This is a genomic window from Arthrobacter koreensis, assembly GCF_009193255.1.
Taxonomy (GTDB): domain Bacteria; phylum Actinomycetota; class Actinomycetes; order Actinomycetales; family Micrococcaceae; genus Arthrobacter_B; species Arthrobacter_B koreensis.
The window spans coordinates 16,404-41,504 of record NZ_WACG01000007.1 but is presented as its reverse complement, the minus strand read 5'-3'; the positions used below and the strand labels follow the sequence as shown (position 1 = coordinate 41,504).

At 68.8% G+C, this 25,101-nt stretch carries 15 protein-coding genes; 6 read left to right on the top strand and 9 right to left on the bottom strand.

Annotated elements, in window-relative coordinates; genetic code table 11:
* Positions 1-79: 79 nt before the first annotated feature.
* From GD628_RS14195 to GD628_RS14170, 6 genes are read left to right on the top strand one after another with little or no spacing between them, the layout of a single operon-like run.
* Positions 80-457: a hypothetical protein gene (locus GD628_RS14195; protein ID WP_193313286.1), complete on the top strand. Its 378-nt coding sequence runs from the start codon at positions 80-82 to the stop codon at positions 455-457.
* Positions 433-1,779: a type VII secretion integral membrane protein EccD gene (gene eccD, locus GD628_RS14190; protein ID WP_152275187.1), complete on the top strand. Its 1,347-nt coding sequence runs from the start codon at positions 433-435 to the stop codon at positions 1,777-1,779. The genes GD628_RS14195 and eccD overlap by 25 nt, the downstream gene beginning before the upstream one ends.
* The gene (locus GD628_RS14185) at positions 1,780-2,808 is read left to right on the top strand and encodes a MinD/ParA family ATP-binding protein (RefSeq protein WP_152275186.1); all 1,029 of its coding nucleotides are present in this window, start codon (positions 1,780-1,782) and stop codon (positions 2,806-2,808) included. It begins immediately after the preceding gene.
* On the top strand, positions 2,805-6,806 hold the full coding sequence (gene eccCa / locus GD628_RS14180; RefSeq protein WP_152275185.1) for a type VII secretion protein EccCa: 4,002 nt from the start codon (positions 2,805-2,807) through the stop codon (positions 6,804-6,806). Before GD628_RS14185 ends, eccCa begins: the two co-directional genes overlap by 4 nt.
* Positions 6,803-7,216 carry a hypothetical protein gene (locus GD628_RS14175; protein WP_091606448.1) on the top strand — a complete coding sequence of 138 codons (414 nt, stop codon included), beginning with the start codon at positions 6,803-6,805 and terminating at the stop codon, positions 7,214-7,216. The genes eccCa and GD628_RS14175 overlap by 4 nt, the downstream gene beginning before the upstream one ends.
* Positions 7,216-8,226, top strand: a complete 1,011-nt coding sequence (locus tag GD628_RS14170; protein ID WP_152275184.1) for a DUF6177 family protein — start codon at positions 7,216-7,218, stop codon at positions 8,224-8,226. The genes GD628_RS14175 and GD628_RS14170 overlap by 1 nt, the downstream gene beginning before the upstream one ends.
* Positions 8,227-8,257: 31 nt before the next feature.
* Here the strand turns inward: GD628_RS14170 and GD628_RS14165 are convergent, their stop codons facing one another.
* From GD628_RS14165 to GD628_RS14125, 9 genes are all read right to left on the bottom strand, one after another.
* Entirely contained in the window at positions 8,258-9,286 is a 1,029-nt protein-coding gene (locus tag GD628_RS14165) for an RDD family protein (RefSeq protein ID WP_091606455.1), read from the bottom strand.
* 63 nt (positions 9,287-9,349) lie between these two features.
* The gene (locus GD628_RS14160; protein WP_091606458.1) at positions 9,350-10,054 is read right to left on the bottom strand and encodes an FHA domain-containing protein; all 705 of its coding nucleotides are present in this window, start codon (positions 10,052-10,054) and stop codon (positions 9,350-9,352) included.
* Positions 10,055-10,200: 146 nt separating this feature from the next.
* Positions 10,201-11,844, bottom strand: a complete 1,644-nt coding sequence (locus tag GD628_RS14155; protein WP_152275183.1) for a serine/threonine-protein kinase — start codon at positions 11,842-11,844, stop codon at positions 10,201-10,203.
* On the bottom strand, positions 11,841-13,355 hold the full coding sequence (locus tag GD628_RS14150; RefSeq protein WP_152275182.1) for an FHA domain-containing protein: 1,515 nt from the start codon (positions 13,353-13,355) through the stop codon (positions 11,841-11,843). The genes GD628_RS14155 and GD628_RS14150 overlap by 4 nt, the downstream gene beginning before the upstream one ends.
* A 7-nt stretch (positions 13,356-13,362) precedes the next feature.
* Entirely contained in the window at positions 13,363-14,226 is an 864-nt protein-coding gene (locus tag GD628_RS14145; RefSeq protein ID WP_152275181.1) for a PP2C family protein-serine/threonine phosphatase, read from the bottom strand.
* 56 nt (positions 14,227-14,282) lie between these two features.
* Positions 14,283-16,769: a transglutaminase-like domain-containing protein gene (locus GD628_RS14140; protein WP_152275180.1), complete on the bottom strand. Its 2,487-nt coding sequence runs from the start codon at positions 16,767-16,769 to the stop codon at positions 14,283-14,285.
* Entirely contained in the window at positions 16,766-17,965 is a 1,200-nt protein-coding gene (locus GD628_RS14135) for a DUF58 domain-containing protein (RefSeq protein WP_226802566.1), read from the bottom strand. Before GD628_RS14135 ends, GD628_RS14140 begins: the two co-directional genes overlap by 4 nt.
* Before the next feature lie 10 nt (positions 17,966-17,975).
* Positions 17,976-18,947 carry an AAA family ATPase gene (locus tag GD628_RS14130; protein WP_152275178.1) on the bottom strand — a complete coding sequence of 324 codons (972 nt, stop codon included), beginning with the start codon at positions 18,945-18,947 and terminating at the stop codon, positions 17,976-17,978.
* 46 nt (positions 18,948-18,993) lie between these two features.
* Positions 18,994-25,095 carry an Ig-like domain-containing protein gene (locus GD628_RS14125; RefSeq protein ID WP_152275177.1) on the bottom strand — a complete coding sequence of 2,034 codons (6,102 nt, stop codon included), beginning with the start codon at positions 25,093-25,095 and terminating at the stop codon, positions 18,994-18,996.
* Between the last annotated feature and the right edge of the window lie 6 nt (positions 25,096-25,101).

Here is a 25,101-nt window from a genome sequence, read left to right as displayed (position 1 = left end):
TAACCGCCCGGCCGCGCCGGTAATCTGCCCGGGGCATGTAAGGATATGTAGCGTACTTGTGATTGGGGGGACATGCATCATGGCAAGCGACTACGACAACCAGCTCATTGAGTCTGTTGCCGTCCGCCGAAACCGGCTGCTTACAGCCCTGCTCTACGGGGGAAACCCCAACGAACGCCGCTGGGCGGACACCGTGAAGCTGTTCCTCTTCAGCGTTGCCGTGGCCGCCCTTATTGCAGCCGTCTGCGTTGGCTACTCGTTCGTCACGAACCTGCTCGAGCAGAACCGTGCCAAGCAGGAACAGCAGCAGCAAAGCACCGCAGCCGGTCCACGGCACGAGGGCGGAAGTGCAGCGGGACCAGCCGGCGCCGGTCTGGACCCCCAAGACACACGCAGTGAACACCTGAGCCACGAGACGGGAGCCTGGCAGCCATGGCGCATGCCTACACACGGGTAACGCTGGTGGGCCGGCAGCGCCATCTGGACCTGCTGCTGCCCTCGGACCAGCCGGTTGCGGCTCTTCTGCCGCAGGTACTGGATCTCCTGGGCGACGAACCTGCCGAGGACGTAGCCGCCAAGGTCCTCGTCACCCCGGACGGGTCCGAACTCACCCCCACAGATACCCTTGCCCAGGCCGAGGTGCTGGATGGCACTGCACTTGCGCTGTGCAATGCGTCCGAGGCCCCGCCAGCCCCGGTCGTCTACGACGTCACTGACCTCGTGGTCGTCGAAACCGAGGCAGTTCGCGGACGATGGACCAGGACCTGGAAAAACGCCACCGCCGGTGTGTTCGCAGCCGCCGGTCTCTGGGCCGGTGCCGAACTAATCATCGCAGCGACCGCACCGGAGGCAGCCTGGTGGCTGCTCGCCGCCCTCGCCGTGCTGGCCGCTGGCGCAGGAATCCTGGTCTGCCGACGCAGCCCCTCCTCTCCGGCGGGACCCGCCGCACTCGGAGCCGGCTGGCTGGCCGGGCTGGGATCCTCCCTCCACGCAGCGGGACTGCTCGGCGGGACCGACGGCGACTACGCGCGCGCCGGCCTGCTTCTCGCCGGGTCCACCGCGGGAACACTCCTGGCCCTCGGCGCAGCGAACCGCCACCCCAGGGCCATGTACAGCGGCGCGCTGGTAACGGCTCTCACCGCGGCATTCTGGAGCGCCTCGGTGGTTCTCACGGGAACCGCTGTCCAGGCCGCGGCCCTCGCCGGAATCGCCAGCATACTGCTGCTCGGCCTGCTTCCGGGCCTGGCTCTGGCCGCCTCCGGATTGGCGGCACTGGATGACCGCCGGGCCAAGGGCGGCCACGTGGGACGCCCCGACGCCCTCGAGGCCATCGCTTCGGCACACGGCGGACTGGTAGCAGGCACCGCAGCCGCCGCCGCTTCCGCTGCCCTCGCTCTGTGGATCCTTGGCACGGATACAGCCCAGCAGTCCTGGTCGCTGCCGCTGGTCGCCGTGCTGACGCTGGCGGTGTTCCTGCGTGCCCGGGCCTTCCCGCTGGCCCCGGAGCGGCTGGCACTCTACGCCGCCACCGCCGTCGGGCTGGCCGCACTCGCGGCCGGCGGCAGCCGCTGGTTCGCGGACCAGCCCTGGGTAACCGGGGTTACGGTGCTGGTGCTCGCCGCCGCAGTCTGGATCGCGTTGTCCCTGGACCTTCCGGACCATGCCCAGGCCAGGTTCCGGCTGGCCGCAAAGCGGCTGGAAACCCTCGCCATCCTCGCGTCCGTCCCGCTCGCGGCCGGAATGTTCGGTATCTTCGCGCAACTGCTGGAGAGCTTCTAGATGACACAGATAACTCCCGGTAACGGTTTTGGGGCGCCTGCAGCAGCCCAGGGCGACGGCTTCGAGTCCACGCCCCAGCGCCTCCGGCGCACGCTGCGCACCCGCCCGGCGGAAGGCCCAGCACGCCGGGTGCTGCAGCAGGCCGCGGACATGTTCCGCGGGGACGACTACGCTCAGTCCCTGGCGGAAGCCGCCGCGGGCGTGCAGCGTCCTGTGACAACCGGCAGGCGGATCGCGGTGACGGGTTTCCGCGGGGGTGCCGGACGGAGCACGGCCGCGGCCCTGCTGGCACGCACTTATGCTTCCCTCCGCGCCGACGCCGCTGCCGCAGTTGACCTGGCCGAAGCCGGAACGCTCGCACTGCGCCTCGCGGCGCCGGATGCACCCTCCCTGGACGCCGCGTCGTCCAGGCTGGCACGCACCATCCCCGGTTCGCTCGCCGAAGTGCGGAACATTGTGGCGTCTCCCGGTCCGGAGAACCTGCTGTTCACCGGGCGGCGGTCCGCGGCGGGAACCCGGAAAGCCACGCACGACGACGCCACGCACTTCTCCCGGGTGCTCTCCCGGTACTGTCCTGTCACCCTCTTCGATTGCCCGGCGGGTCTCGGATCCGACGCCGTTCACTGGGCCCTGGCCGAATCCCATCTGGCGCTTTTCGTCACCCCGGCCAGCGTGGCCGGAATCGACGATGCAGTGCAGGCCGCCGAGCTTTGGCGCAGCAACCAGTCACTGGCACAGGTGCCGCTGCTGGTGCTGCTCACCCGTTCCGCCCGCAGTCCGTTCAAGCCCGCAGCCGAGGCCCGCAGGCTCGCCCGTTCCGGGATAGACACCGCAGTGCTGGACTACGACGCCCATCTGGCCGCCGGCGTGGAGATCCAGCCCCGCCTCCTGTCCCGTGCCGCCCGGCTGCAGGCCGCCGAACTGGCCGCCAGGGTACTCGCGGCTGCGTCTTCCGCGCCCGGCCGGCCCGGAAAGCCCGCCGCAGCCAGGCAAGCGGAGAACAACTCCGGGAGGAGGGCCCGGGTATGAGCGTGAAACTGCTGCACCGCCCCGCCCGCACTACCCCGCCGGCCCGCAGCATGGAAGCTTTCACTTTGGACGCGCCGCCGCAGATCGAGGGCGGAAAAGGCGGCATGAACATGATGTCGCTGGTGCCGCTGCTCGGCGCCGGCGTTTCGATGACCGTGATGATGCTCTTCCGCGGCTCCCCGCTCGCGGCAGTCGGTGCGCTCATGATGATCGTGACCATCCTCGCCTCGATCGTGATGATGGTCAGCCAGCGCGGAAAACAGGGACGCGCGCGCCGGGAACAGCGGGAAAACTACCTCGAGTACCTGGAGCGCTGCCGCACTACACTGCGGGTCCAGGAACAGGAGGCGGCCGCCGTCGCGCGCGCAGCCAATCCGCCGCCCGAGGCGCTGTTCGACATCATCCGCAATCACCGCCGGGTCTGGGAACGCCGCCGGCACAACGAGGATTTCCTCCGCACCAGGATTGGCACCGGCACCCGGAGTAACCGGGAGATCACGGTTATGGATTCGGGGTCCGCGCTGGCCCGCGACGACACCTTCATGACTGCAGAACTGCAAATCCTTAAGCGGCGCTATGAGGCGAGTCCCGACCTGCCGGTAACCGTTCCGCTGGACGGCGCCGGAACGGTGAGCGTGGTGGGCTCGCGGGAATTCGTGCTCCGGGTCTCGCGCCTGCTGGTACTCCAGTCTGCGGCATTCTCCTCACCCGAAGACCTGCACCTGGCAGTGGTCACCCCTGAGCAGACGCGCACGGACTGGGAATGGGCTTCCTGGCTTCCGCACCTGGCGGACCAGGACAAAACCCACCGCACCGGTCCCGTCCGCCGGATCGCGCCCAGCATGGACTCGCTGGCCGACCTGGTCCAGGACGACCTTTCCCGCCGCTCCAACCTGGCCGCCGAGGCCCGCAAGAACTTCCTGCGCGGCGGAATCGGCTCAGCCCTTCCGCGCCTGCTGGTGGTTTCGGACAGTTACGGCATGCTGCCGTCCGAACTGACGTTGCCGGACCGGCAGGCCGCTCCGGGCCAGCTTGGCATCACCACCCTCTACCTTGCCGCGGACAGAGGGCAGGAGCCGGGCGAGGTAGCTGTTCGCATTTCCGAAACCGACTCGGGGTTCCTGCTGGAGAACTACCGCGAGGATCCGGTCCAGCCCCGCCTGGACAGCGGCACGCTGGACTCCCTTCCCGTGGAGCTGGCCGAGTCACTCGCACGGAGCCTGGCTCCGCTGCGGCTCTCCCCCGATTCCCTGGAACATGAAAGCACCGGCAGCTCCGAAGGGTTCCTGGACATGCTCGGCCTTTCTCCGCGGCTGGATGAGGCAGATATCCGCAGGCTCTGGCAGCCGCGCAGCGAGGTGGACTTCCTCCGGGTACCGCTCGGGGCCGACGATCGCGGCCGTCCGGCGCTGCTTGACCTCAAGGAGTCAGCACAGTTTGGCCATGGCCCGCACGGCCTCTGCGTGGGCGCCACCGGTTCCGGCAAGTCCGAAATGCTGCGCTCCCTGGTGGTGGGCCTGCTGGCCACGCATCCGCCCGAGCTGCTGGCCATGGTCCTTGTGGACTATAAGGGCGGAGCCACCTTCGCACCGTTCGCGGACGCCCCGCAGGTCACCGGCGTCATCACCAACCTTTTCGATGACGTCAGCCTGATCGAACGCGTCTATGCCAGCCTGTCCGGCGAAATCCAGCGCCGCCAGGAAGTGCTCAAGGACGCCGGCAACCTGGCTAACATCACGGACTACCAGCTGCACCGCAAACACCGCCAGGGCCAGGGCGAGGACCTCCCGCCGCTTCCGCATCTGGTGGTCATCATCGACGAATTCGGTGAACTGCTCACCGCACGCCCCGACTTCATTGAACTCTTCCTTTCCATTGGCCGCATCGGGCGGTCCATCGGCGTGCACCTGCTGCTCTCCAGCCAGCGGATCGAGGGCGGCAAACTGCGTGGCCTGGACACGTACCTCTCCTACCGGATCGGCCTGCGGACCCTCTCCGAATCCGAGTCCAGGACTGTCCTGGACACGCCGGACGCCTTCCACCTTCCGCCCGTGCCGGGCTTCGGCTACCTCAAGGTGGACACCACCACCTACACCCGCTTCAAGGCCGGATATGTCTCAGGCCCCCTGGAAGACGCGGCTGCCCCCGCAGAACAGGAAGCGGATGAACAGCCGCCGGTCCTCGAAGTTCCCCCCTACGCGGCTTCGCTGGAGTCTCCCGGGGACGGCGGCGCTCCCGCGCCTGCCTCGGCGTCGTCAGCCAAACGCACCACCGGGCCTACCGTGCTGTCCACGCTCATGGACACCCTGGCCCGTTTCCCCCGCGCAGTGGACCCCATCTGGCTGCCGCCGCTTCCCCGCGGCCTGGCGCTGGACACCGCTGCCGGCGGAGTGCTCACCACCAGCCAGGGGCTGCGGCTGAACGCCGGCGGTAACCTGTCCATCCCGATTGGTCTGCTGGATGACCCGGCCAAGCAGTGGCAGGGCATCTGGCACCTGGACCTGGCCGCCAACGGCGGGAACGCCGCCATAGTAGGCGGGCCCTCCACCGGCAAGAGCACCGCCCTGCGCACCATTGCGGCGTCGCTCGCCCTGACCCACACGCCGTCCGAGGCAGGGATCTATGCGGTGGACCTGCTCGGCAGCTCCCTGCTCCCGCTGGAAGGACTCCCCCACGTGGGCGGCGTAGCCGTGCGCACCAACCGGGAGGTCGTCCGCCGGACCGTGGACGAGGTACTGGGCATGCTGAACCAGCGCGAGCGGATCTTCGAGAAGTACCAGATCGATTCGCTCGGCACGCTGCGGACCCTGCATGCCCAGGGCCGGATCCCGGAACTTTCCAGCGCGGACATTGTGCTGCTGGTCGACGGTTACGGACAACTGTCAGACGAGTTCGAGGACATTGAAAAGTCCGTCCACGCCCTCATTTCCCGCGGCGGCGGCTACGGCATCCACGTGGTGGTCACCTGCTCGCGCATGAATGAAATCCGGATTGCGCAGCAGAGCTTCTTCGGCAACCGGATCGAGCTGCGGCTGGCCGATCCCGGCGAGTCCGCGCACGGCCGCAAGCTGGCCGAAGCCCTAAGCCCCGGCACTCCGGGCCGGGCACTGACGGACCGCAAACTGCAGGGCCACATCGCCCTGCCGCGCATCGACGGAAACCCGGATGACGGGTCCGCAATCCAGGGAACGCGGGACCTGGTGGCTGCCGTTGCCGCGTCCACCGACGGCCGGGCAATGGCGGTCCGTGTGCTGCCTGCCGTGGCACCGGCGGATCCCGCGGCGGTGCCGTCCGTGCCGGGCCTGGTGCCGCTGGGACTGCGGGAAACCGATCTGGGGACCGAGAACCTGGATCTCCAGGGCCGTGAGCACCACCTGGTGGTCATGGGTGATGATGCCTCGGGCAAATCCAACGTGCTTCGGAGTGTGGTCCGAACCCTCGCTGCCCAGCACACTGCCGAGAACATCGTCTTTGCCGTCTTCGATCCCCGCCGGGCTCTCGCCGGCGAGGTGCAGGAGGACTACCTGGGCGGCTACGCGACCAGCGCGGCGCTGGCTGAGAAGCTGGCGGCTGCCGTCGCGTCCGAGCTGGAGAAACGTGTGGGGGCCTCCCCCGAGGAGATCGCGGCGGCCCCCCGTGTGGTCCTGGTAATCGATGACTATGACGTGCTGACGGCCGGCGGTTCCTCACCGCTCGCGCGCCTCACGCCGTACCTTCCCCTGGCCCCGGAGATTGGGCTGCACGCAGTGCTGTCGCGCCGGGTGCGGGGCGCCAGCCGCGGCATGTATGAATCCTTCTTTACTGCCCTGCGGGACTCCGGCAGCGCGGCCCTGATCCTCTCCGGCGACCGGACCGAGGGAGGCCTGATCAACGGTGTCCGGGCCCGTACGCTGCCCCCCGGCCGTGCCCAGCTGATCCAGCCCGGGCGTCCGGTGCAAATGATCCAGCTGTTCCTCAATGATCCGGCCGGCGCCGTGGCCCCTGTGGGTGGCCAGTGAGTGCGCGGTGGGTGGTGGTCAGCACCGGAGAACCGGATCGCCGAACCGTGGTCCAGGCCCTCGCCGAGACCATGCCGGAGAAGAGCATGCGCGAAGCCGCGGCAGGGCAGGTCCTGGAAATACTCGACGGAGACAGCGTCCCCCTGGTCCTGGAGCTCCCCCGCCTCATACGGCTGCCGGGGGAAGTGCTGCGGCTGCTCTCCGGCGCGGACGTCAGCGCTCCGGCAGGGTCCGCGGTTCCGGAGTTCTTCACCGCCGAGGGCACCGGGTCCGCGGCACCGTTGTGGTGGCTCGAGGTTCATGCCACCGGAGGGGTGCCCGACGGCGGAAGGCTGGCTGACGAGCTCAGCCACACATTGGCGCGGCTAACCGGCGGCGTGGTCCTCCTGCCTGACGGGGTGCGTTCCTGATGCACGATTCTGCGTATGACTTCCTCACCGCGTCCACTGCGATGGTCTTCTGCGACCAGCCGGTGGCCGGCCTGAGTCCCTGGCTTGCCCGGGCCCACGCCGGAGCGGTGGAGTCCGGCCGCCGGTTCGTGCTGCTGACTCCCTCTGCGTCCTCCCTCACGCTTCCGCTGTCCGCCCTGTTCAACGGCGACAGCGCGTCCTGGATGGCCACCGGTTCCGATGGCGGGTTCTTCGACGCCGTGACCGGCCAGGCCCAGACCTGGGACGGCGGCACCCTGCAGCCCGCCGGTACCGTGGCGGACGATTTCCTCGCCGCGGAACGGAGCCCAGGCGCCTACTTCCATGTCCGTGCGTCCGTGATGCACCCGGCGTCGTTCTCCACCCGGGCCGGAACGTTCACTGAGCGCGTCTTTGACGCTGTCACGGGATCTTTGCCCGTGGGCTGGGGACTGTATGAACCGGTGAGCGAAACGTGGGACGCCGCGGCCTTCTCCGACTACTGCTACGGCCGGGCCCCGCTGCCCAGCCGCCTGGTGGTCCTTGGTACCGCCCCGGGGTCGGTATCCGACCCGGGGGAACGCAGCGGTTCAATCGCAGTAGTCACCGTGGAGCGGACACGCTCCGGTGTGATGGAGAGCGTCGAGCTGCTGGCCGGTGCCCGGGCTCCGCTGGACGATGCCGGGTTGGATGAGTTCCTGTGGTCCATGCACACCGCCCGGGCACGCACTGCAGTGCTGGCTTACGGCCTCGGATACCGCGATCTGCTGCGGCCGGCCCGGTTTACCGGCACAGCAGTTCCCGGCGCTGCCCTCTTCGGTCCGGAGGCCCTTGCCGGACGGCAGGCAGCGTCCGCCCTGGCTTCCGCCGGCCCCCGTGCGGACCTCATTGGCACGGCGCCGGCCCAGTCCCTGGGTGTGCGGTATTCACTGGAACAGGTGCCGGGAGAACTCCATCCGCTGGAGGCCTACGCCCGGCTGGCCGTGGAGCTGGCACCCGAGCCGCGCCCCTAACGGGACTTGTCGGTCGGGGTGGCGTGCAGGGTTAGCCGACCGTGAAGTGGCGGTCGCCAAAATAGACCGTGCTGCCCGACGGCGCGAGAACGGGACTGTGCGGCGCCAGGGCCTCGTGCCGGCCGTCCGGAGCCACGATCGAGCTGCCGTTGGTGGAGCCCCGGTCCGTAATCCAAAGCCCGGTTGAACCGTCCGACTGCAGATGCAGGTGGGTCTTGGACACGGAACGGCCCATGTCGGCGAAGTCGATCAGCTGGTTCACTTTCTCACCGATGGCCGCCGCGGGGTTCCGGCCCAGCAGGGCGGTGCCGGTGACCCGGACGGCGGCGCCGTCGTCGAACACCAACCGGCATCCGGTCCCCTGCCCGCGGGAGACGATGCGGGTGAGCTCAACGTCCTCGTCATCTTCCGCGGCAGGGATGCTGACAGCGGTCTGCGCTGCGGGTGCGGCTGCGGGTGCGGCTGTTTCAATCGTGCTGCGGGCCCCGGGCACGCTGCTGATCGGCGCAGCGGGTACGGCCGGCGTCGTCAAAGGCCCCGGCGTCGTCGAAGGCCCCGGCACCCACCCCGTAGCCGACGCGCCGGCAGGGACCGGCGCCGACGCGGCTGCCCCGGCCCAGCGTCCACCGGTCAAGAGCGGGTCGCGGCCGGCCCGGATATCGACAACGAGCGTACGGGCGGCCTTGTCATGCCAGCCCTGGCGGCGGGTGGGATGATCCCACAGGTTGGAGACGGTCATGATCCAGGGGCCCACCACGGTTACGGCCGAGACGGTCAGGAGCAGGTTGCGGACCAGCACAGCGGCGAAGCCCGGAGCAAGGCCGTCTTCATTCACCGTCCTCAGTCCCAGGACCCGGTTGCCAGGAGTCTGCCCGCTGGCCGCTTCCCACCACCAGATCCAGGCCAGGTATCCGGCAGCGCCGGCGGCACACACCAGGAGCGCGGGCTGGCCCGGAACGAGCACTGCGACCAGCGCAAGAACCACCAGGGGCACGCTGTCCACCGCGCGGGCTGCCAGCCTCTGGCCTGCCGTCGCGTTCACAAGATTCGGGTTGGTCACCTTTGCCTCTTCGTTCCTAGCGTTATTTCTTTCCGCGTGCCCGGGGTGGGAACAGCTTCCGTCCTAAGCCTCCGGCTCAGCGGAGACCTGGTCCAGCAGGACGAGGTCCGCCGACGTCACCAGCTGCGACGTCACGGCGTGCTCCACCAGGCGTGCCCTGCGGTTCACCGCCAGTTTTCCAGGCCCGCCGCGCAGCCCGGCGACTCCCACCCGGTCCAGCTTGTCGCACACATTGTCCAGCTTGCGGTTGAACCGGGTCTGGGACCACCCCAGCCGTGCCGCTGCGTCCGCCGATGTTGGCAGTGCGCTGTAGCCGGTGCCGTCGCGGCGCAGCATTGGTTCGGCAAGCGCCACGATCACGGCGCGCTGCGACTCGGTGAACATTACCGGGCCGATCGTGGTCTCCCCCGATCCGGATCCATCCAGCGGGTCCGGCCGGAATGACGGTGTCTTGAGGTGGACATCGAACTCATAGGTGGTGGGACCGGCAGTGAAGATCACCCGGGTCTGCTCGAACACCAGCGGTATCCGGGCACCCGGCGAAACCCAGGCCTGCATGCCGCCCTTTGAGTCGGAGATCGTCGCTGAGATCCGGCTTCCGATGTTGGTCAGCCACCAGATTCCGTGTTCCTGGGAAATGGTGAGGAACTGCCGGTGCAGGTACGGGTTGTCATCGATGGCGAGGTCCCCCTCGCGTCCGATCCGGAACACAGCCCCGTCATCGGGCTCGTGCCACTCCCCGCTAAAATCGATCGCCAGATCCCCCAAGATCCCTCTCCTTCGTAGCGGCCCCGGCGCATTTCCTGCAGCGGAAGCCTTGCCTGGGCAGCACGGTGTTGGCGCTCCCCAACGGCTTATTATGTCCTATCCGCGGCCCATCCCCGTGCCGGTGCTCCCGGCGCGCGGCGCGTGTGCTAGCCGGTGCACACCGCCGCGGGCTCCGAGGCCCGTCCGTTGGCCCGGGCCACCTGGACCTCAATGCAGGTTTGCGCCCCCGTCGCCGGTATCACGGCCTCAGCTTCCGACGTGCGGACCAGCTCACCCTTGCTCGTGGCGGTGACGCTCCGCCAAAGGTAGATGTCCCCTTCCTGGGGGGCCGGATTATCCCAGCGGAACACCGCGTTATCCGCCTCCCTTACACCGGTGAGGTCCGACGGCGGCGCCACCGAACCTTCCAGCCCGCCCAGTGCGTTCGACGGCGGCTGGGACGGCTGCGCAGCATCCGGGCGTTGGTCCGGGTCCGGAGCCAGGACCACCGCAGCCGCTACGGCAGCCACCAGCGCCGCTCCGGCAAGTCCGGCGATGAGGCGTCCCCGCGGAGCTCGTTTTCCGGCAACCGGCATGCCCGGATCAGGATCCGGCGGGACTTGCCGGCCGGCTGCTGCGCGGGACGGTGTGCCGTTCGTATCCGGGTGCATCTGGGTTCCCCCGGGCACCCCCGCCCCGGACGGGGCTGCCGCCTGCGTTCCGGCAGCGTCCACGCCGGCGTTATCCGGCTGGGCGCCGGCAGAAAGTACGGCCGGGGCACGGAGGACGGTTCCGTCGGCGGTGTCTTCGTACGTTTCCGGAGCCAGGCCCGTGCCGCCCCGCAGTGTCGGAGGAAAGGTGGTTGCCGCCGGATCGATCGAGACGACCCTGCGCACCCGGGTGCGTTCGCCGTCGTCCTGTGCAGGTTCCTGGCGGCCGGCTTCGTCCAGCACCGCGAACTCCGTGACGGACAGGTTCAGTTCCGCCTGGATCCGCTGCAGCGCCAGGGCGAAGGCATAGGCGGATGAGTACCGGGATTCGGGGCTCTTCGCCATGGCTGTGGCGAGCGCCAGTTCCAGGGATTCTGGCACGTCGCTGCGCCCTGTGGGGGTCAGCTGCTCGGAAATGATCCGGTCCACCAAATCCCGCGGTGCGTTGCTCCGCCCGGGGCGGAGGTATGGTGACCTGCCGGCAAGCAACGTGTACAGCGTGGCCCCCAGGGAATACACGTCCGCCCGAATGCCGTCCACGCGGGCGCCGGACAGGGCTTCCGGAGGCGACCAGGGAATGGACATCCCCACATCATCGTCCTCGTCGCCGTCCATCGTCCCGGATATTCCGAAGTCCGTCAGCGCGGGCCGGTTGTAGTCCGTGGTGAGGATGTTCGCCGGCTTGATGTCACGGTGGGCGATTCCTGCCCGGTGCGCGGTCTCCACGGCCGATGCCACCTGCACACCGACGGCCAGGACTTCGGCCAGCGGGAGCCCGCCCTGCCGGTACCTGGCATCGAGGCTTGGCCGGGAACAGTATTCCATGGCCAGGTAGGAACGGCCTTCGGCGGTCGTGTCCGCCTCGTAGATCGTGACGATGTACGGATGGGAGGAAAGCTGCGCCATGAGGTTCGCTTCAGCCTCGAACCCGGCCCGTGCCGAGTCGCTCCGCAGATCGGACAGCAGGACCTTGACGGCCACTCGGCGGCGCGGGCGGTCCTGTTCGTACAGATAGACGTCGGCGAAGCCACCCGATCCCAGGTGCTCCAGGAAACGGAAACCGGGGATGGCGGGCGGCGGCGCGGGCGGCCGCTTCTTCATGCGAGCCCTTCGAAGCGGAGCGTGACCCCGTCACCCAGTTCGGCGACGTCTCCGTCCAGCAGGATCGCCGTCTCGCCCTGTGCCAGGCGCCGCGGCAGCGCACCGTCCCGGATGAGTACCGTCCCGTTGGTCGAGAACAGGTCCCGGAGCATCACGTGCCAGCCTTCCAGCCGGACCTCGGCGTGGGAGCGGGAAATGTCTCCGCTGTCGCTGGGCACCTGGACCATCCTTGGCAGCTGTGCTCCGGCTACGCGCGACGCCGACGGCTGGCGTCCGATGATGATGTTCCGGTCCAACTCATACACGGCACCGGTGGAGAGACGCATGAGCCCCAGGCTGGGCCGGGGAACGGGCTGCGGATCCCCGGACATTTCCGCTCCGCAGAAACGGCAGGCGGCAGCGGTTGGAGGATTCACGTGGCCCCGGCTGCAGGTACGGGCCAGCACAGTGGGCCCGGTGTCCGTGCCGGGCGCAGTCCCCGCTGACGGGGTGGCTGGGCGCGGCCCAGCCGGGGCAGAACGGATCGTCTCGCCGTCGTCCTCGTCTCCCGACGGCGAATCCGCGGCTTCACCCGTTCCGGCGTCCGGGGCAGGCGTGGCGGGCAGCGGGGTACCGGGTACCGCCGTGCCGGGCTGGGGCCTGAACCCCATGACCGTGTTGCCGTCATGGTCCATGGGCGGGAGGGTCTCGGTGGGTTCGCCGCCATCCGGAGCGGATTCGGCTTCCCGGGTGAGCGCGGAGTCGTCCGGGGACAGCGGGGGCGGCGTGAGGTTCAGCCAGGGAACAGCGGCGCTGAGGTCAGGCCCTGCTGCAGGTGCCGGCTCAACCGGTTCGGGTGCGGCCGGGGCCGGGGCCGGCACGGCTGTATCGGGCGTGGCCGGTGGGGCCGTATCCGGTACGGACGGTTCACGTTCGGCCGGTCCCGCACCGGCCGGTTCAGTGGAGGCAGGCGCCGTCTCGGAGGAAGCGGGCGGCGGGTCCGCCGGGACGGGCGGAATATCGATGGAAGCCGCATCTGCGGGGACCGCAGCGGCCGGCCCGGAGGATGCGGGGGCCGGCGAAGCCGCCAGGTCGATTTCGATGCCCTGCACGGGCGCCATGCCCTCGCGCAGCAGCAGAAGCGGTGACGACGGATGCTGCTCCCGGCTGCCGGCCGGGCGCAGCACCAGCCTGCCGGAAGCGGGGAAGACCTGCTCGCTCCAGGTACGCAGGTTACTGCCGGAGGCAGCCGCAACCCCGTCAACGTCCAGTTCCAGCGGGCCACGCAGCAGGACAGTCACCTGGCTGTCCACCGAGACCAGCCCGAAAGAGGGCAGCCTGCTCAGCGAGCCGGCGAGCCCGCCCGTGACGGCGTCGAAGACGTCCTCCAGCGGCGCGCTGCCCTGCAGCGACGCCCAAACTCCATCCAGCCGCTCCTGGCTGGTCTCCGCCGGCAGCAGCACCACACGGGTGCCGCGCACCAGCACCAGCCAGGCCGCGCCGGGGTGCTGCCGATACCGCAGTCCGTCCATCAGCTAATCACTGTCCGTTTTCTGCCGGCTCCGCCGCGGGGGATGCCGGTGTGCTGTCCGCCGGGTTCGGTGCTGCGAGTCCGGGGAGCGTGATCGCGCCTGAATCGGGGTTTGATGTTCCGGAGTGCGCATCGATGACCAGCACGGTGATGTTGTCCCGGCCGCCGGCGCGCAGGGCTGCCTGCACCAGCGCCGCGCAGGCGTCCTGGGGGTTGCTGACGGAGGAAAGGACCTGGAAGATATGCCCGTCACTGACTTCACCGGTGAGACCGTCGGAGCAGACCATCAGCCGGTCCCCCGGCTCAACGGGAATTAGCCAGAAATCGGCGTTGGTGTCATTGCCCGTGCCCAGGGCACGGGTGACGACGTGCCGGCGTGGATGAACCAGCGCCTCGTCCGGGGTGATCTGGCCAAGGTCAACCAGTTCCTGCACTTCACTGTGGTCCACGGTGATCTGTTCCAGCGCGCCGTTGGACAGCCGGTAGGTACGGGAGTCACCGACGTTGAAGACAAGCCAGTACGGACGGGATTCTTCCTGGACCAGCACTGCACCGGTGAGGGTGGTTCCGGCACGGCCTCCGGTGGCTTCACGGATCTGGCGGTCTGCCTTGGCCAGCAGTTCCTCGATCTCCGCAGCCGGGACCTCGGGAAGGTGTTCGCCCACCAGCCGCGAATCCCCCAGGGTGCGGACGCAGATGCTGCTGGCAATCTCGCCGGCTTCGTGTCCGCCCATGCCGTCTGCCACGGCAAACACCGGGTCTGCCGCGATCAGCGAGTCTTCGTTCAGCTCCCGCCGCAGTCCGCGGTCTGAGGCGTACCCAAAGACTGCTTCTAGTTCCAGGGGCTCAGATGTCTTTTCGTCGGAGTTCATTCATGCCCTATCCGGAAGCTGCTCACTGTAGTGATCTGTCTTACCTGTTCTCTCCATTACCCTAACGGACCCCGGGGATCTTGAGCAGCGCCGCTGCGGCGGGTCACCTTCGACGCTCCTCCCCGCAGCCGCCCAAACAGTCCCGCGAACCATCCGCGGCGCGCGCCATGAGGCCGTGGCCGCGACGCCAGCCTGGATTCAAGGCGGAGGGAACGCAGCGAATAGCGGGCGCGCTGGCGCTGCCAGAAGCCTGCGGTTCCGGTCAGGGATACACGGACCTTTTCCACGTCCTCCCAATAGGCGCCCACCTCTTCCTCGGTGGGATCGCCGGGGCCGAAGACGCCGGCGTCGGCACGCCGCGCCAGTGCGGCAGTGGCTTCCGCCCCGAGCGGGAAGGCCCGGCCCAGGGCAGCGGCGTCCTGCCGGCGTGTGCGCCGGCCGCTGACCATAACGCCCAGGTCCGCTGCGGCACCCAGCACTTCCCGCCAGCCTCCGGCGACCCGCTGGGCGGTGCCTCCCGAAGTGCGGCGCTTGATGCGCAGCCTGCGCTTGATCGCCAGGATCAGCAGCAGCGGGCCGAACAGGAGAACCAGGGGCAGGGATGCCAGTCCCAGGATGCGCAGGAACCCGGAAACGCTCTTCCAGAGATCCTCGTCCTTCTCATCGGCGTCCTGCGGGTCCGCTGCCGTGTCCGGCGGCAGTTCAGCGGGTTCCTGCGGCGGGGGCGGCGGTTGGAGAACCTGCGGCTTGGGCGTGGACTTGGGCTGCTGCTGCGGCGGGACGGGTTCATTGTCCTCATCCGGGGTGGGGAAGAACGGCACCCAGCCCACCCGTTCGAACTCGACTTCCACCCAGGCATGTACGTCATCGCCGGTGATCTCAACCTTCTCCGGCGTGCCCTCGAGCTCCTCCCAGTCAGGATAGAAACCCATCACTACGCGCGCCGGAATGCCCAGCTTCCGCGCCATCAGCGCCATGGCCACCGCGTACTGCTCGTCGTCCCCGACCATCTGCTCGGCGTCGAGCAGGCTGACCATCCGGGCGGCACCGTGACCCGGCAGTGAGGGAGTCTGTCCGTCCTTGCCGTTGCTGAAGTATCCCTCGGTGGCGAGGATCTGCTGCAGCTGCCTGACCCGCTGGATGGGGGTGGTTTCCTCTCCCGCGAACTCCGCTGCCTTGGCCCCGATAATGGGCGGGTCCTGCTGCAGACGCGGCATCGCGGTCTGGGCGAAACCGTATTGGGCCAGCTGGGCGTCGTCGTATTCCTCCGGGAACACCACCGCCGTCTCGTAGCTGTCACCGGACTGGACGCCGGCCGTGGCGAGCATCGTGCCGGTCCCGGCATCGTGATACAGCCCGGCAGCGATGTCCCGTGCACGGTCACCGCCGGGGCGGAGTGCACGGACGTCCCCGCCGGAGGGCAGCCAGGCACCGTTGTAGTCACGGATTTCGAATTGCAGGGTTGCCGCTTCGCCGTCTGCGGAGCCGCCGCCAAGCGTGCCTGCGTCTCCTACCCGGGCGAAACCGCCTGCAGCCTGGCCGCTGACGTTGTACACCACGCCGTCGTAGGCATCCATCGCCGCGAGACGGACCCGCTGGCCTTCCGGCAGGCCCTGGACGGTGAACAGCGTGGTTTCCGCGTTGTCCTTCACATAACGCCGGAAGTCAGTCAGGGGGCTCGGGAAATTGAACAGGTCTACGGGCGGTTCCACCGTGTCGCGGAGGACTTTACGGTCCAGGTCCGTCCCGAGCAGCGGTGCCGCCGCCAGCGACAGCGCGGCCACTGCGGCTAGGACTGCGGCCCCGTATACCCTGCGGCGCAGCCGGGCAGCACGTGCCGGCGCCGAGCCCAGGGCAGCCTGCGGTGCTGCGGAAGCGGACTGCGCGCGGGCGCGGCGGTAGGAGAGGAAAACCAGCAGCCCGGCAGCTAGCAGGAGTGCCCGCAGGCCCGGCAGCGGAACATCCTTGGTGCCAAAGGCAATGCCGGCGGCGAAGAGGGCCAGGATGGGAAGGGCAGGCCAGTACGCGCCGCGGACACGCCACGCGAGCAGCCCGGCGGCAAGTGCGGCCAGGAGGCTGAGCAGGAACGGGACCACCAGCATGCCGCCTGCCGTCCCTACCGGCGGGGCGACGGTCAGCAGGTCCTTCCAGGCGAAGACCAGGCCGAGCACCAGCACCCGCAGCGATCCGGGGGTTGGCAGCACTCCCGCGGCTGCTTCGACCGGTGCCGCCAGGGCGGACCCAAAGACGAGGTAGGTTCCACCGGCAGCTCCGGCAATCGCCCAACCGCCCCACCGGCGGGCAACAGCAGCTGCAGCCAGGCCAAGCCCGAGCACTACTCCGCCCAGTCCGGCAACCAGGTAGCGTGCGTCCCCGCCGAAGCTCGGGCCGAAGCCCAGCACGCCGGCGGTCAGCAGCAGCGCCAGTGCAGACGCCTCGAGGCTCCGCCGCGTCACCTCGGGGGTGAGCAGTTCCGTGCCGGCCGGCCTGACGGGGCGCGGCCGGTTGCGTTCGCGGGGCCGCAGGGGTGTCTCGGTGCTCACGCCGTGCCCTTCCGAATCAGCGCTGGAAGATCATCCAGGTTGCCGCACGCCAGCACCGTGAGGTCGGCGATGTCCCGGCGACCCGGCGCTCCGCCCTCGGCACACCGGACCACAAGGGTACGGATACCCGGAGGAATTGCAGTCGACGCGGACCGCAGTTCTGCGGCGCCCGGAACTGAACCGGTCACCAGGATGACCACTGAGGCGTTGGGCACGGCGTCGGCAGTGAGGCCGGCCAGTTCCCGGGTTCCCTCCCGGCGGTCCGTGCTTTCAAGACGGGTCAGGCCGTCCAGGAGGATCGTTCCGCTGCCGCTGCGCATCAACCCGTCCTGGGTGAGCACGCTCAGGTCACGCTGCTCGCGCAGTGCCTGCAGGCCCAGGGATCCCGCCACTGACACCGCCAGCTCGAATTCGTCCTCGCTGCCGTAGTCCGCGCGGCGTCCGGAGAGCGCTACCGCCAGGTGGGAACGCCGGGTCTCCTCGAACTGGCGGACCATCAGCGTGCCGGTCCGTGCCGTGGTCTTCCAGTGGATGTGCCGGCGGTCGTCTCCCGGTACGTATTCCCGCAGCGCGTGGAAGGACACGTCGGCGGTGCTGAGGATCCGCGTTGGCAGTCCCTCCAGGTCCTTGATGAATCCCGTGGCCGAGCCCTGCAGGTTCACGGTCCGCGGATGGACAAACAGGTCCACCGGGTCCGTCCAGCGCAGCCGGCGGCCCAGCAGGCCAAACGGGTCCCGGCGAACCGATTCCACCGGCCCCACCACAATCACTGCCCGCTTCTGCGTGGGGATCCGGAACAGTTCCTCGTGTTCGGCTCCCGGTGCCATGCGCGGCAGTTCGAAGACGGCGGTCGCTGCCCCCACGGGCAGTTCCAGCAGTGCAGGCAGCAGCAGACGCGCCCCGGGGTTGCCAACGGTCAGGGAGCCGACGGCGTCATCCCCCACGGCTACCCGGGTGCGGGTGAGGTCCAGGCGCACCGAATAGGCCTGCCGCCCCAGGACGAAGGCGAGCCCTGCGGCGAGCACCAGCGACAGCGCCAAGGCAGCGATCAGCGCCTCGCGCCAGCCCAGCAGTCCGCCGGCCAGCCAGCACGCCGCGGCGAGGGCGGCAACGGTCCACCCCAGTGCCGTGACGCTGGCGAAGACAGCCTTCGGCGCGCGGAGGACGGATGCGGGAATCCGGGGGAAACTGGGCACTCGGGTGGTCCTAGGCGTTGACGCGCTGCTGCGGCGCGGCAGTGGATGCAAGGACCTGGTCCAGCACGGCGGAGGCCGTGGCGCCGGCGAACTCGGCTTCGGGATCCATGACCAGGCGGTGGGTAAAGACGCTGGGTGCGAGCGTCAGCACGTCGTCGGGCAGTACGTAGTTCCGGCCTTCGGCCGCGGCCCATACCTTCGCGGCCCGGACCATTGCCAGGGCGCCGCGGACGCTGACACCGAGGCGGGTTTCGGGAGCCTCGCGGGTGGCCGCCGCCAGATGGGCGATGTATTCAAGCACGGAGGTATCGGTATGCACGGACGCGGCAAGGTCAGCCATGTCCCGTACTGCGGCGGAGGTGATGACGGCGGTCAACGCGGCAGACCGGTCGCGTGTGGCGGACCCGGCCAGCAGCTCTACCGTGGCCGCATGATCCGGATATCCCATGGACGTCTTGATCAGGAACCGGTCCAGCTGCGCCTCCGGCAGGCGGTAGGTGCCTGCCTGCTCGATCGGGTTCTGCGTCGCGATCACCATGAAGGGGCGCTCCTGCGTGTAGGTGGTGCCGTCCACGGTGACGCGCGACTCTTCCATGACCTCCAGCAGTGCCGACTGGGTCTTGGGCGAGGCACGGTTGATTTCGTCCGCCAGGACCACGTTCGCGAAGGTCGGACCGCGGTGGAACTCGAAGGCCTGGGTCTTCTGGTCGTAGATCGTGATGCCGGTGACGTCGGACGGCAGCAGGTCCGGAGTGAACTGGATGCGGGACGTGGTTCCCTGCACGGTGGCAGCCAGCGCGCGGGCGAGCATGGTCTTGCCTGTGCCGGGGGCGTCTTCGAGCAGCACGTGTCCTTCGGCCAGCATGGAGGTGAGGATCAGCCGCACGGCCTGCGGCTTGCCCAGCACTGCCTGGCCAACGTTGGTGACCAGTTTGGCGAAGGTTTCGGCGAACCAGGCGGCCTGCTCTTCGGTCATGGACATGGTGGTGTTCCCCTAGGTGGTGCGGATTGGGTGTTCGTAAACGGGTTTAGCACTGGCCCATCCCGCCGGGCGGATTGTAGCCAAAGTTGGTGTGGATGCCCTTGATGTGCAGGCCGTTGTTGGACGCATTGGGGCCGGAGAGCTGGCGGTACCAGATCTCGCCGCTGCGGCGGACGATGTAGCAGCGGGTCTCGATGCTGTCTCCGATGTAGGCCCAGTGTGCGCCGCGGCAACCGGGGTCAGTGAAGTTGGTGCCGTTCACAGGATCCATGCAGGTGCGCCGGTCCCCGCTGGAGAGCTGGTTGCCCACAGTCAGGGTCCAGGTGGCAGGCGGCGGCTCGCTGCCGGTGCGCGCGGAGGCTTCCGCGATTCCGCCGGCGGTCCCCTGCGAGTTCAGTACCCGCACCCGGATGCTCACCGTCTGGTTGTACCCGTCACCGACATCGCGGCTGCCGGAGACGCCAACGTTCTCCCACCCGCCGCCGTTGACCGAGATCTGGACCTGCGCGACGTCGTGCGCGTTCTGGTTGGGCGGGGCCCAGGACAGCCTGGCAGTGCGGCTTCCCTGCCCGCCGTCGGAGCCCGACGCCGACGGAGTTCCAGGGCTGCCGAAGACCTTCACGCCGGCGGACGCTGCGGAGGCGGCGCTGTCGTAGGAGGAGCCGTCTGAATTCACGACGGCGGTCAGCCGCGCGGTGATCGTGGCACCGTTGCTGAAGCCGGTGATTTCCTGGCCGCTGCTCACCATCATGGAACGGCCGTCGCTGAAGCTTGCCCGGTAGCTGATTTCCTCCGCCCGCGCGCCGTTGCGTGCGCCCTGGGCCAGCGGAGTGAAGGTGATGGTGACGGCCCGTCCTTCGGCTCCGGTGCGCGAAGCTGCCAGTACGGGCGCCGCAGGCGCATCCGGAGCTCCGACGGCGCGGCGCGGCGCGGAGGTTGGGCCCCACTCGCTCCAGCCCGCCTTGTTGTAGGCGCGGGCGGAGTACGAATAGTTCTGCTCGGAGTTGTCCACCCGGACCGTCATATTGGACGCAGCACCGGCCTCCAGGGTCCGCACCAGGGTTGAGCCGCGGTACTCCCGCAGCTCATAGGCGGTAACGTCTGCTCCATTCGGATCAGAATCGGCCCAGTCAACGGTGAGCTGGCTCTGCACGCCCACCGAATTAGCCTTGGCCGTGGTGGGTGTTCCGGGAGCGGATGGCACACCGGCGGGAACCTCAGGGGAAGAGTATTCGCTGAACCCTGACGGCTCGGGGGCCGCGTTGCGTGCCTGGACCCGCACGCGGTAGCTGGTGCCGTTGGCCAGGCCCGTCCACGTGGTGCGGGTCATGGACGCAGGAACGGTTTTCTGGGCGGTGCCCCCGGGCGGAGCCGGAGAGATCTGCAGGTCGTAGCTCTCGATGGGAGAGCCGTCGTTTGCCGGTGCGCTCCAGGAGATGTCCAGCTGCCGGTCACCGAACGCCAGGACCGGAGGAGCCGGCTGGGCGGGCTGGGTATCCGGCCGGGCGGCCGCCGACTGCGGGGACGGGTCCGAGGTGCCGTTGGCGTTTGTTGCCGTTACGGCAAAGGTGTACTCAACGTTGTTCGTCAGCCCGGCCAGCGTGCAGGTGGTGGCCGGGCAGTCCTGGCTGAAACCGCTGCTCCCGGTGACCGTGTATCCGGTGATGGGTGAACCGTTCGATGCCGGCGGGTCCCAGGAAAGGACAACGGTGCGGCTGCGAGTGCTCTCCACTACCGGCGTGGACGGCGAGTCAGGCCGTCCCTGCACTGAAAGCCGGATCTGCGCGGAAGCCTGCCGGTCTGCCTGCCGGGTCTTGTCTTCCACCCGGTACTGCACGCTCATGCTTCCCACGAAGTCCGGGTTGGGAGTAACCACGATCGAGTCGCCGCTGATCTGCGCTGTGCCGTTGCCGTCTGCTGTCGCCTCCAGGATCCGCAGCGGCGTTTCCGGGAAGGGATTGTCGTCATTGGCCAGTACATCCACCGTGACTGGCTTGCCCTGCACGGCGTCGTCCACTGAATCATCCGCGGCAACCGGCAGCGGACGGGTGGAGGCGAGCACCGTCAGGTCAACGCGTCCGGGTACCGGGTCGCTGCGTCCGTCCGTGACGGTCACGGCAAGCTGGCCCACTGTCCCGACGGCGGCACTGTCGGCAGCGGCGACCTCCAGGATGGTGCCCGAAAGGCTCGCTTCGAAACCTTCCGGAACCGGACCGGCCAGGGCGAACTCGAGGCGGTCGGCGTCCTCCGGGTTAGGGTCTGACGCGAGCGGTGCCAGGTCCAGCCGCACCGAGTCCTCGCCCTTGGCCGCTTCCAGCGACCCGGGGTTCATCACCGGCGGGAGGTTCTGCTCCGGCAGCGGAATCACGTTGATCAGGACGGTGAGCGTGGCCTTGAGGCCCTCCGGATCGTCCGGACCGGAGCCGTCCGTCACCTCGAAGGTCATCGCCCCCAGCCCGGCGTAATCCTCGTCCGCCGTGTAGGCGAGCGTGTCCTCGTCCGCCACCCACGTGTCCCGGTTGGAGGAGCCAATAGCGCTGACCTTGGCGGTCTCGGTAATGCGGGGCGTCCTGCCCTCACGCACCTCAACCAGGTCACCCAGCTCGAGGTCAAGGGTGTCCCCCGCCTGCACCTCCTGGACCGCGGAGCTGCGCAGGGTCGGATACTGCGCGCTCAGGCCCGGTACCCAAACCACCGCCGTTGCCGTGCCGCCGTCCATGTCCTGCACCGTGTAGGGGATGGCCTGCGCTTCTTCCGTCAGCTGCACCCGTACTTTGTCCCCAACCACCGAGGCGGTGGTGCGGAGCGGGTCCACTGACACTTCAAGGTCCTCGGCAACGCCGTCGGGGTCCTCGTCATTCTCAAGCACCGCCACGTCAACCGCGGTGCGGCCCCGGATCTCGGCGACCTCCACCCGGTCATCGCGGGCGATCGGGGCCAGCAGTTCAGCGTTGGGGTCCGAGACAACGGCAACATTGCCGTTCGCGGATCCGCCGCGGTTGTCCTTTACGGCGTAGCGGACGTTGTAGGTTCCGGGTTCATCCGGCACGGTAAAGCGGACCCGGGGCCCGTCGGCGCGGGCGTCCATGGACGGTTCCTGGGCGCTCACGCCGTCAGGGTCCAGCGAGATCGGATCGCCGTCGGGGTCTGAGTCGTTGGCGAGGACCGGAACGGCCACCTCGCGTCCCGGACGCACGGTAACGGCGTCGTTCACCGCCACCGGCTTCTGGTTGGCTTCCGCCGCCGGCGCAATTCCCACCCGCACGGTTCCGGAGTTCACCAGGCCCAGGCGGTCCCGCACGGTGTAGGTAAACGAATCCGTTCCGCGGCCGGATGCGGAGGCGGTGTAGTCGATGTAGTCGGGGCCCGGAACTGCGGCACCGAGTGCCGGGGCTGCCGCGATGCCGTCCAGGTAGACCGAGTCGCCGTCGGCGTCGAGCCCGTTGAGCGGCACCGGTATCCGCACGGTGGTCCCGGCAATCGCCCGGCCCTCCAGGTTGCGGGGAACCGGCGGGGTGTTCTTCTCGTCATCCCGCGGCAGGATGTTGATGCGCACCTGGGCCGAGTCGCTCTGGCCGCTGGAGTCGCGCACCTCATAGATCGCGTAAACGGTCTTGGCCGTGTCACCGGCAACGAAGCGCAGGATGTTTTCGGAGACAAACAGCTGGCCGTCTGCGGGGTCCACGTCCTGCGGAAGTACCGGGTTGAGGGTGAGCTCATCACCGGTGGGCGAAGTGTCGTTTTCAAGGACAGGGATATCCACCACGTCACCCACACGGACGGTGGCGGTGTCAGCGGACGCGGCGGGCGGGAGCAGCGTTTCCGGCGGCTCCACCGGAAGCACGCTCACCTCGCCGCTGGCGCTGGCCGAACCGTTGGACACCGTGTAGCGGATGACACCCTGCTCCTGCATGCCGCGCACATCATGGATCTGCAGGATGTTGTGGTCCAGCACCTCTACGTCCAGCGGTGAACTGGCCCCGGTGCTGACGGACTGGACTACGAGCACCCCGCCAGTGGGATCCGTGTCATTGCCCAGAACGTCAACGAGCACGCTTCCGCCCCGGGGCAGCAGCGCAACGTCGCGGACGGCCACGGGCGCGCCCTGCCTGCCGGATTCCTGGGCATCCACGCGGATCAGGCCGGCAGCACTCTGCGGGCCGTTGGTCACCAGGTACTCCAGGTAATAGGTCGACGCCGCCGCGGGCGTGAAGGAAACTGCGCCCGTCTCATAGTTCGGCACCAGTGCGGAGCCGTCCTCCTGCTCCTGTTCCACCCGGGCAAGGCTGAGCTGGCCGCCGGCAGGATCCAGGTCATTCTGCAGCGGGTACAGGGTGACGGCCTCTCCGACGGTTGCCGTGAAGTGGTCGAAGTTCGTCACCGGCGGAAGCACACCGGCGGGGCGGACGTCGAAAGTGATGGTTCCGGTGGCTGTTTCAGTACCGTCCGAAATGGTGACGGCAACGTCCTTGACGCCCTGAGTCTTGCCAATGTCCCGGAAGGTCAGCAGACCGTCGGAGCGGGTGCGCACCTGGTCCCCGTCGGCGGTTGGTTCCGCGGCTAGCAGCACCAGGTCATCCCCGTCCGGGTCCATCCAGTCATTCAGGATGTTCTGGCTGACGGATTTGCCCTGCTCCACCAGGATCCGGGTAGAGCGCCTGGGCTCGGGCGGAGCGTTCTCCCCCGCGCCGCGGACCTGCACGGTAGCCGTGGCCGAGGCAGTGCCGCCCCGTCCGTCGCTGACTTCGTATGTGAACGTGCTCGTCCCGGAGGCGTCGGCTGGCACCACAATCTGCAGGCCGGCGCCGTTGTAGATTTCCTGGACCACGCCGGCGGCGGGCTGTTCACCCGTCAGCCTGACGGTCAGCAGGTCCCCGTCAGGATCGGTGTCATTGTCCAGGACGTTCAGGATGGTGGTCCGGCCCGCCCGCACGCCGAAGCGGTCATCGGAGGCGACCGGCGGCCGGTTCTCCCCGGTACGGTCCGGGAGGGTGTTCACCGGGTTCTCGCTGGCGGATTCCTCTTCGTCGTCGCTGGAATCCTGCTTGGGCGGGATCACGTCTCCCCAGTTGTCCACCAGCTGCATGTTTTCGAGGACCAGCCACACGTTGCCGCCGTTGACGTCATTGAGGACCACCACGGAGCGGTTGACCCGGAACACCAGGTCCGAGGAAGCGCCGATTCCGGGGATCTCCTCGCGGAGGTTGTCCGCTTCCTGCTCGCAGTTGCGCACGTAGGTTCCGGCGCCGGCCCAGGCAGCGTGGACGCAGCCGTCCACCATCACCGGCGGAGCAGGTGTCCCGGACCCCTCGATTTCGGTGACCGTTGCCTCGGAACCGTTCAGCGGCTGCTCAATGAGCGCAGTGGCGGTGGCCAGCGCAACAACGTCCGACTCGGGACCTGAGTCCTGCAGCTGCGCACCGCGGGTGTCATCAAACTCCACCGTGCGTCCCCCGGGCAGCACCAGGGTTCCCGATTCGGCGTCGAACGCCACCGGCCTGCTGCCCACGGCAGCCACCTGGACGTCGCCGAATCCCTTGAGCTCCTCGGCTTCGGTGACGGACGGCTCGCCGTAGCTTCCGTCAGCGGCAACATGGTAGCTGTAGATGCGGCCTCCGCGCGGGTCGGCAATCACGGCCGCGCCCGCGGGCGAAACGTCCGCGGCGGCTCCCGGCGCATTCTGCACGGCAGGCTCCAGCTCCGTGTCGCTGAAGAAAGGAAGGGAACCGGTGCTGGTCAGCCATACGTTTCCTGCCGCCGGGTCGGTCACGGCGACGGCGTTTCCGCCCTGGCTGAGCACGGCCGACGCCGGGAGCTGGACTTCGGTGCCGCGGGCCACGTTGGCCACGTCCACGGGGGAGATCTTGGACTGGTCCGTGTTGGAGTGGAAAACGGTGCTCTCGTGCTGCGTCACGTTGAAGCGGTCGCTGTTGGCCGCGTACGCGCCGTCGAGCATTCGCGAAGGATAGTTGAGGTGGCCCACCATGCCCTGGGTCTGGTTGGTGACCCAGACGCCGCCGTCGTTGAGATCCACGTCCGCGCGGGCGAAACCGGGGTACAGGATGGCCGTCGCCACCAGTGCTCCCGCGGCTGCCACAGCCGCGCCGGCCGAGATGGCTTTGCGGTGCGCACGCAGACGCGCGGGCACAGCCCC

Excerpts from the sequence above, each read along its gene's own strand:
- GD628_RS14195 (WP_193313286.1), top strand. The coding sequence starts at position 80 with ATGGCAAGCGACTACGACAACCAGCTCATTGAGTCTGTTGCCGTCCGC.
- eccD (WP_152275187.1), top strand. The coding sequence starts at position 433 with ATGGCGCATGCCTACACACGGGTAACGCTGGTGGGCCGGCAGCGCCAT.
- GD628_RS14185 (WP_152275186.1), top strand. The coding sequence starts at position 1,780 with ATGACACAGATAACTCCCGGTAACGGTTTTGGGGCGCCTGCAGCAGCC.
- eccCa (WP_152275185.1), top strand. The coding sequence starts at position 2,805 with ATGAGCGTGAAACTGCTGCACCGCCCCGCCCGCACTACCCCGCCGGCC.
- GD628_RS14170 (WP_152275184.1), top strand. The coding sequence starts at position 7,216 with ATGCACGATTCTGCGTATGACTTCCTCACCGCGTCCACTGCGATGGTC.
- GD628_RS14155 (WP_152275183.1), bottom strand. The coding sequence starts at position 11,844 with ATGAAGAAGCGGCCGCCCGCGCCGCCGCCCGCCATCCCCGGTTTCCGT.
- GD628_RS14150 (WP_152275182.1), bottom strand. The coding sequence starts at position 13,355 with ATGGACGGACTGCGGTATCGGCAGCACCCCGGCGCGGCCTGGCTGGTG.
- GD628_RS14145 (WP_152275181.1), bottom strand. The coding sequence starts at position 14,226 with ATGAACTCCGACGAAAAGACATCTGAGCCCCTGGAACTAGAAGCAGTC.
- GD628_RS14130 (WP_152275178.1), bottom strand. The coding sequence starts at position 18,947 with ATGTCCATGACCGAAGAGCAGGCCGCCTGGTTCGCCGAAACCTTCGCC.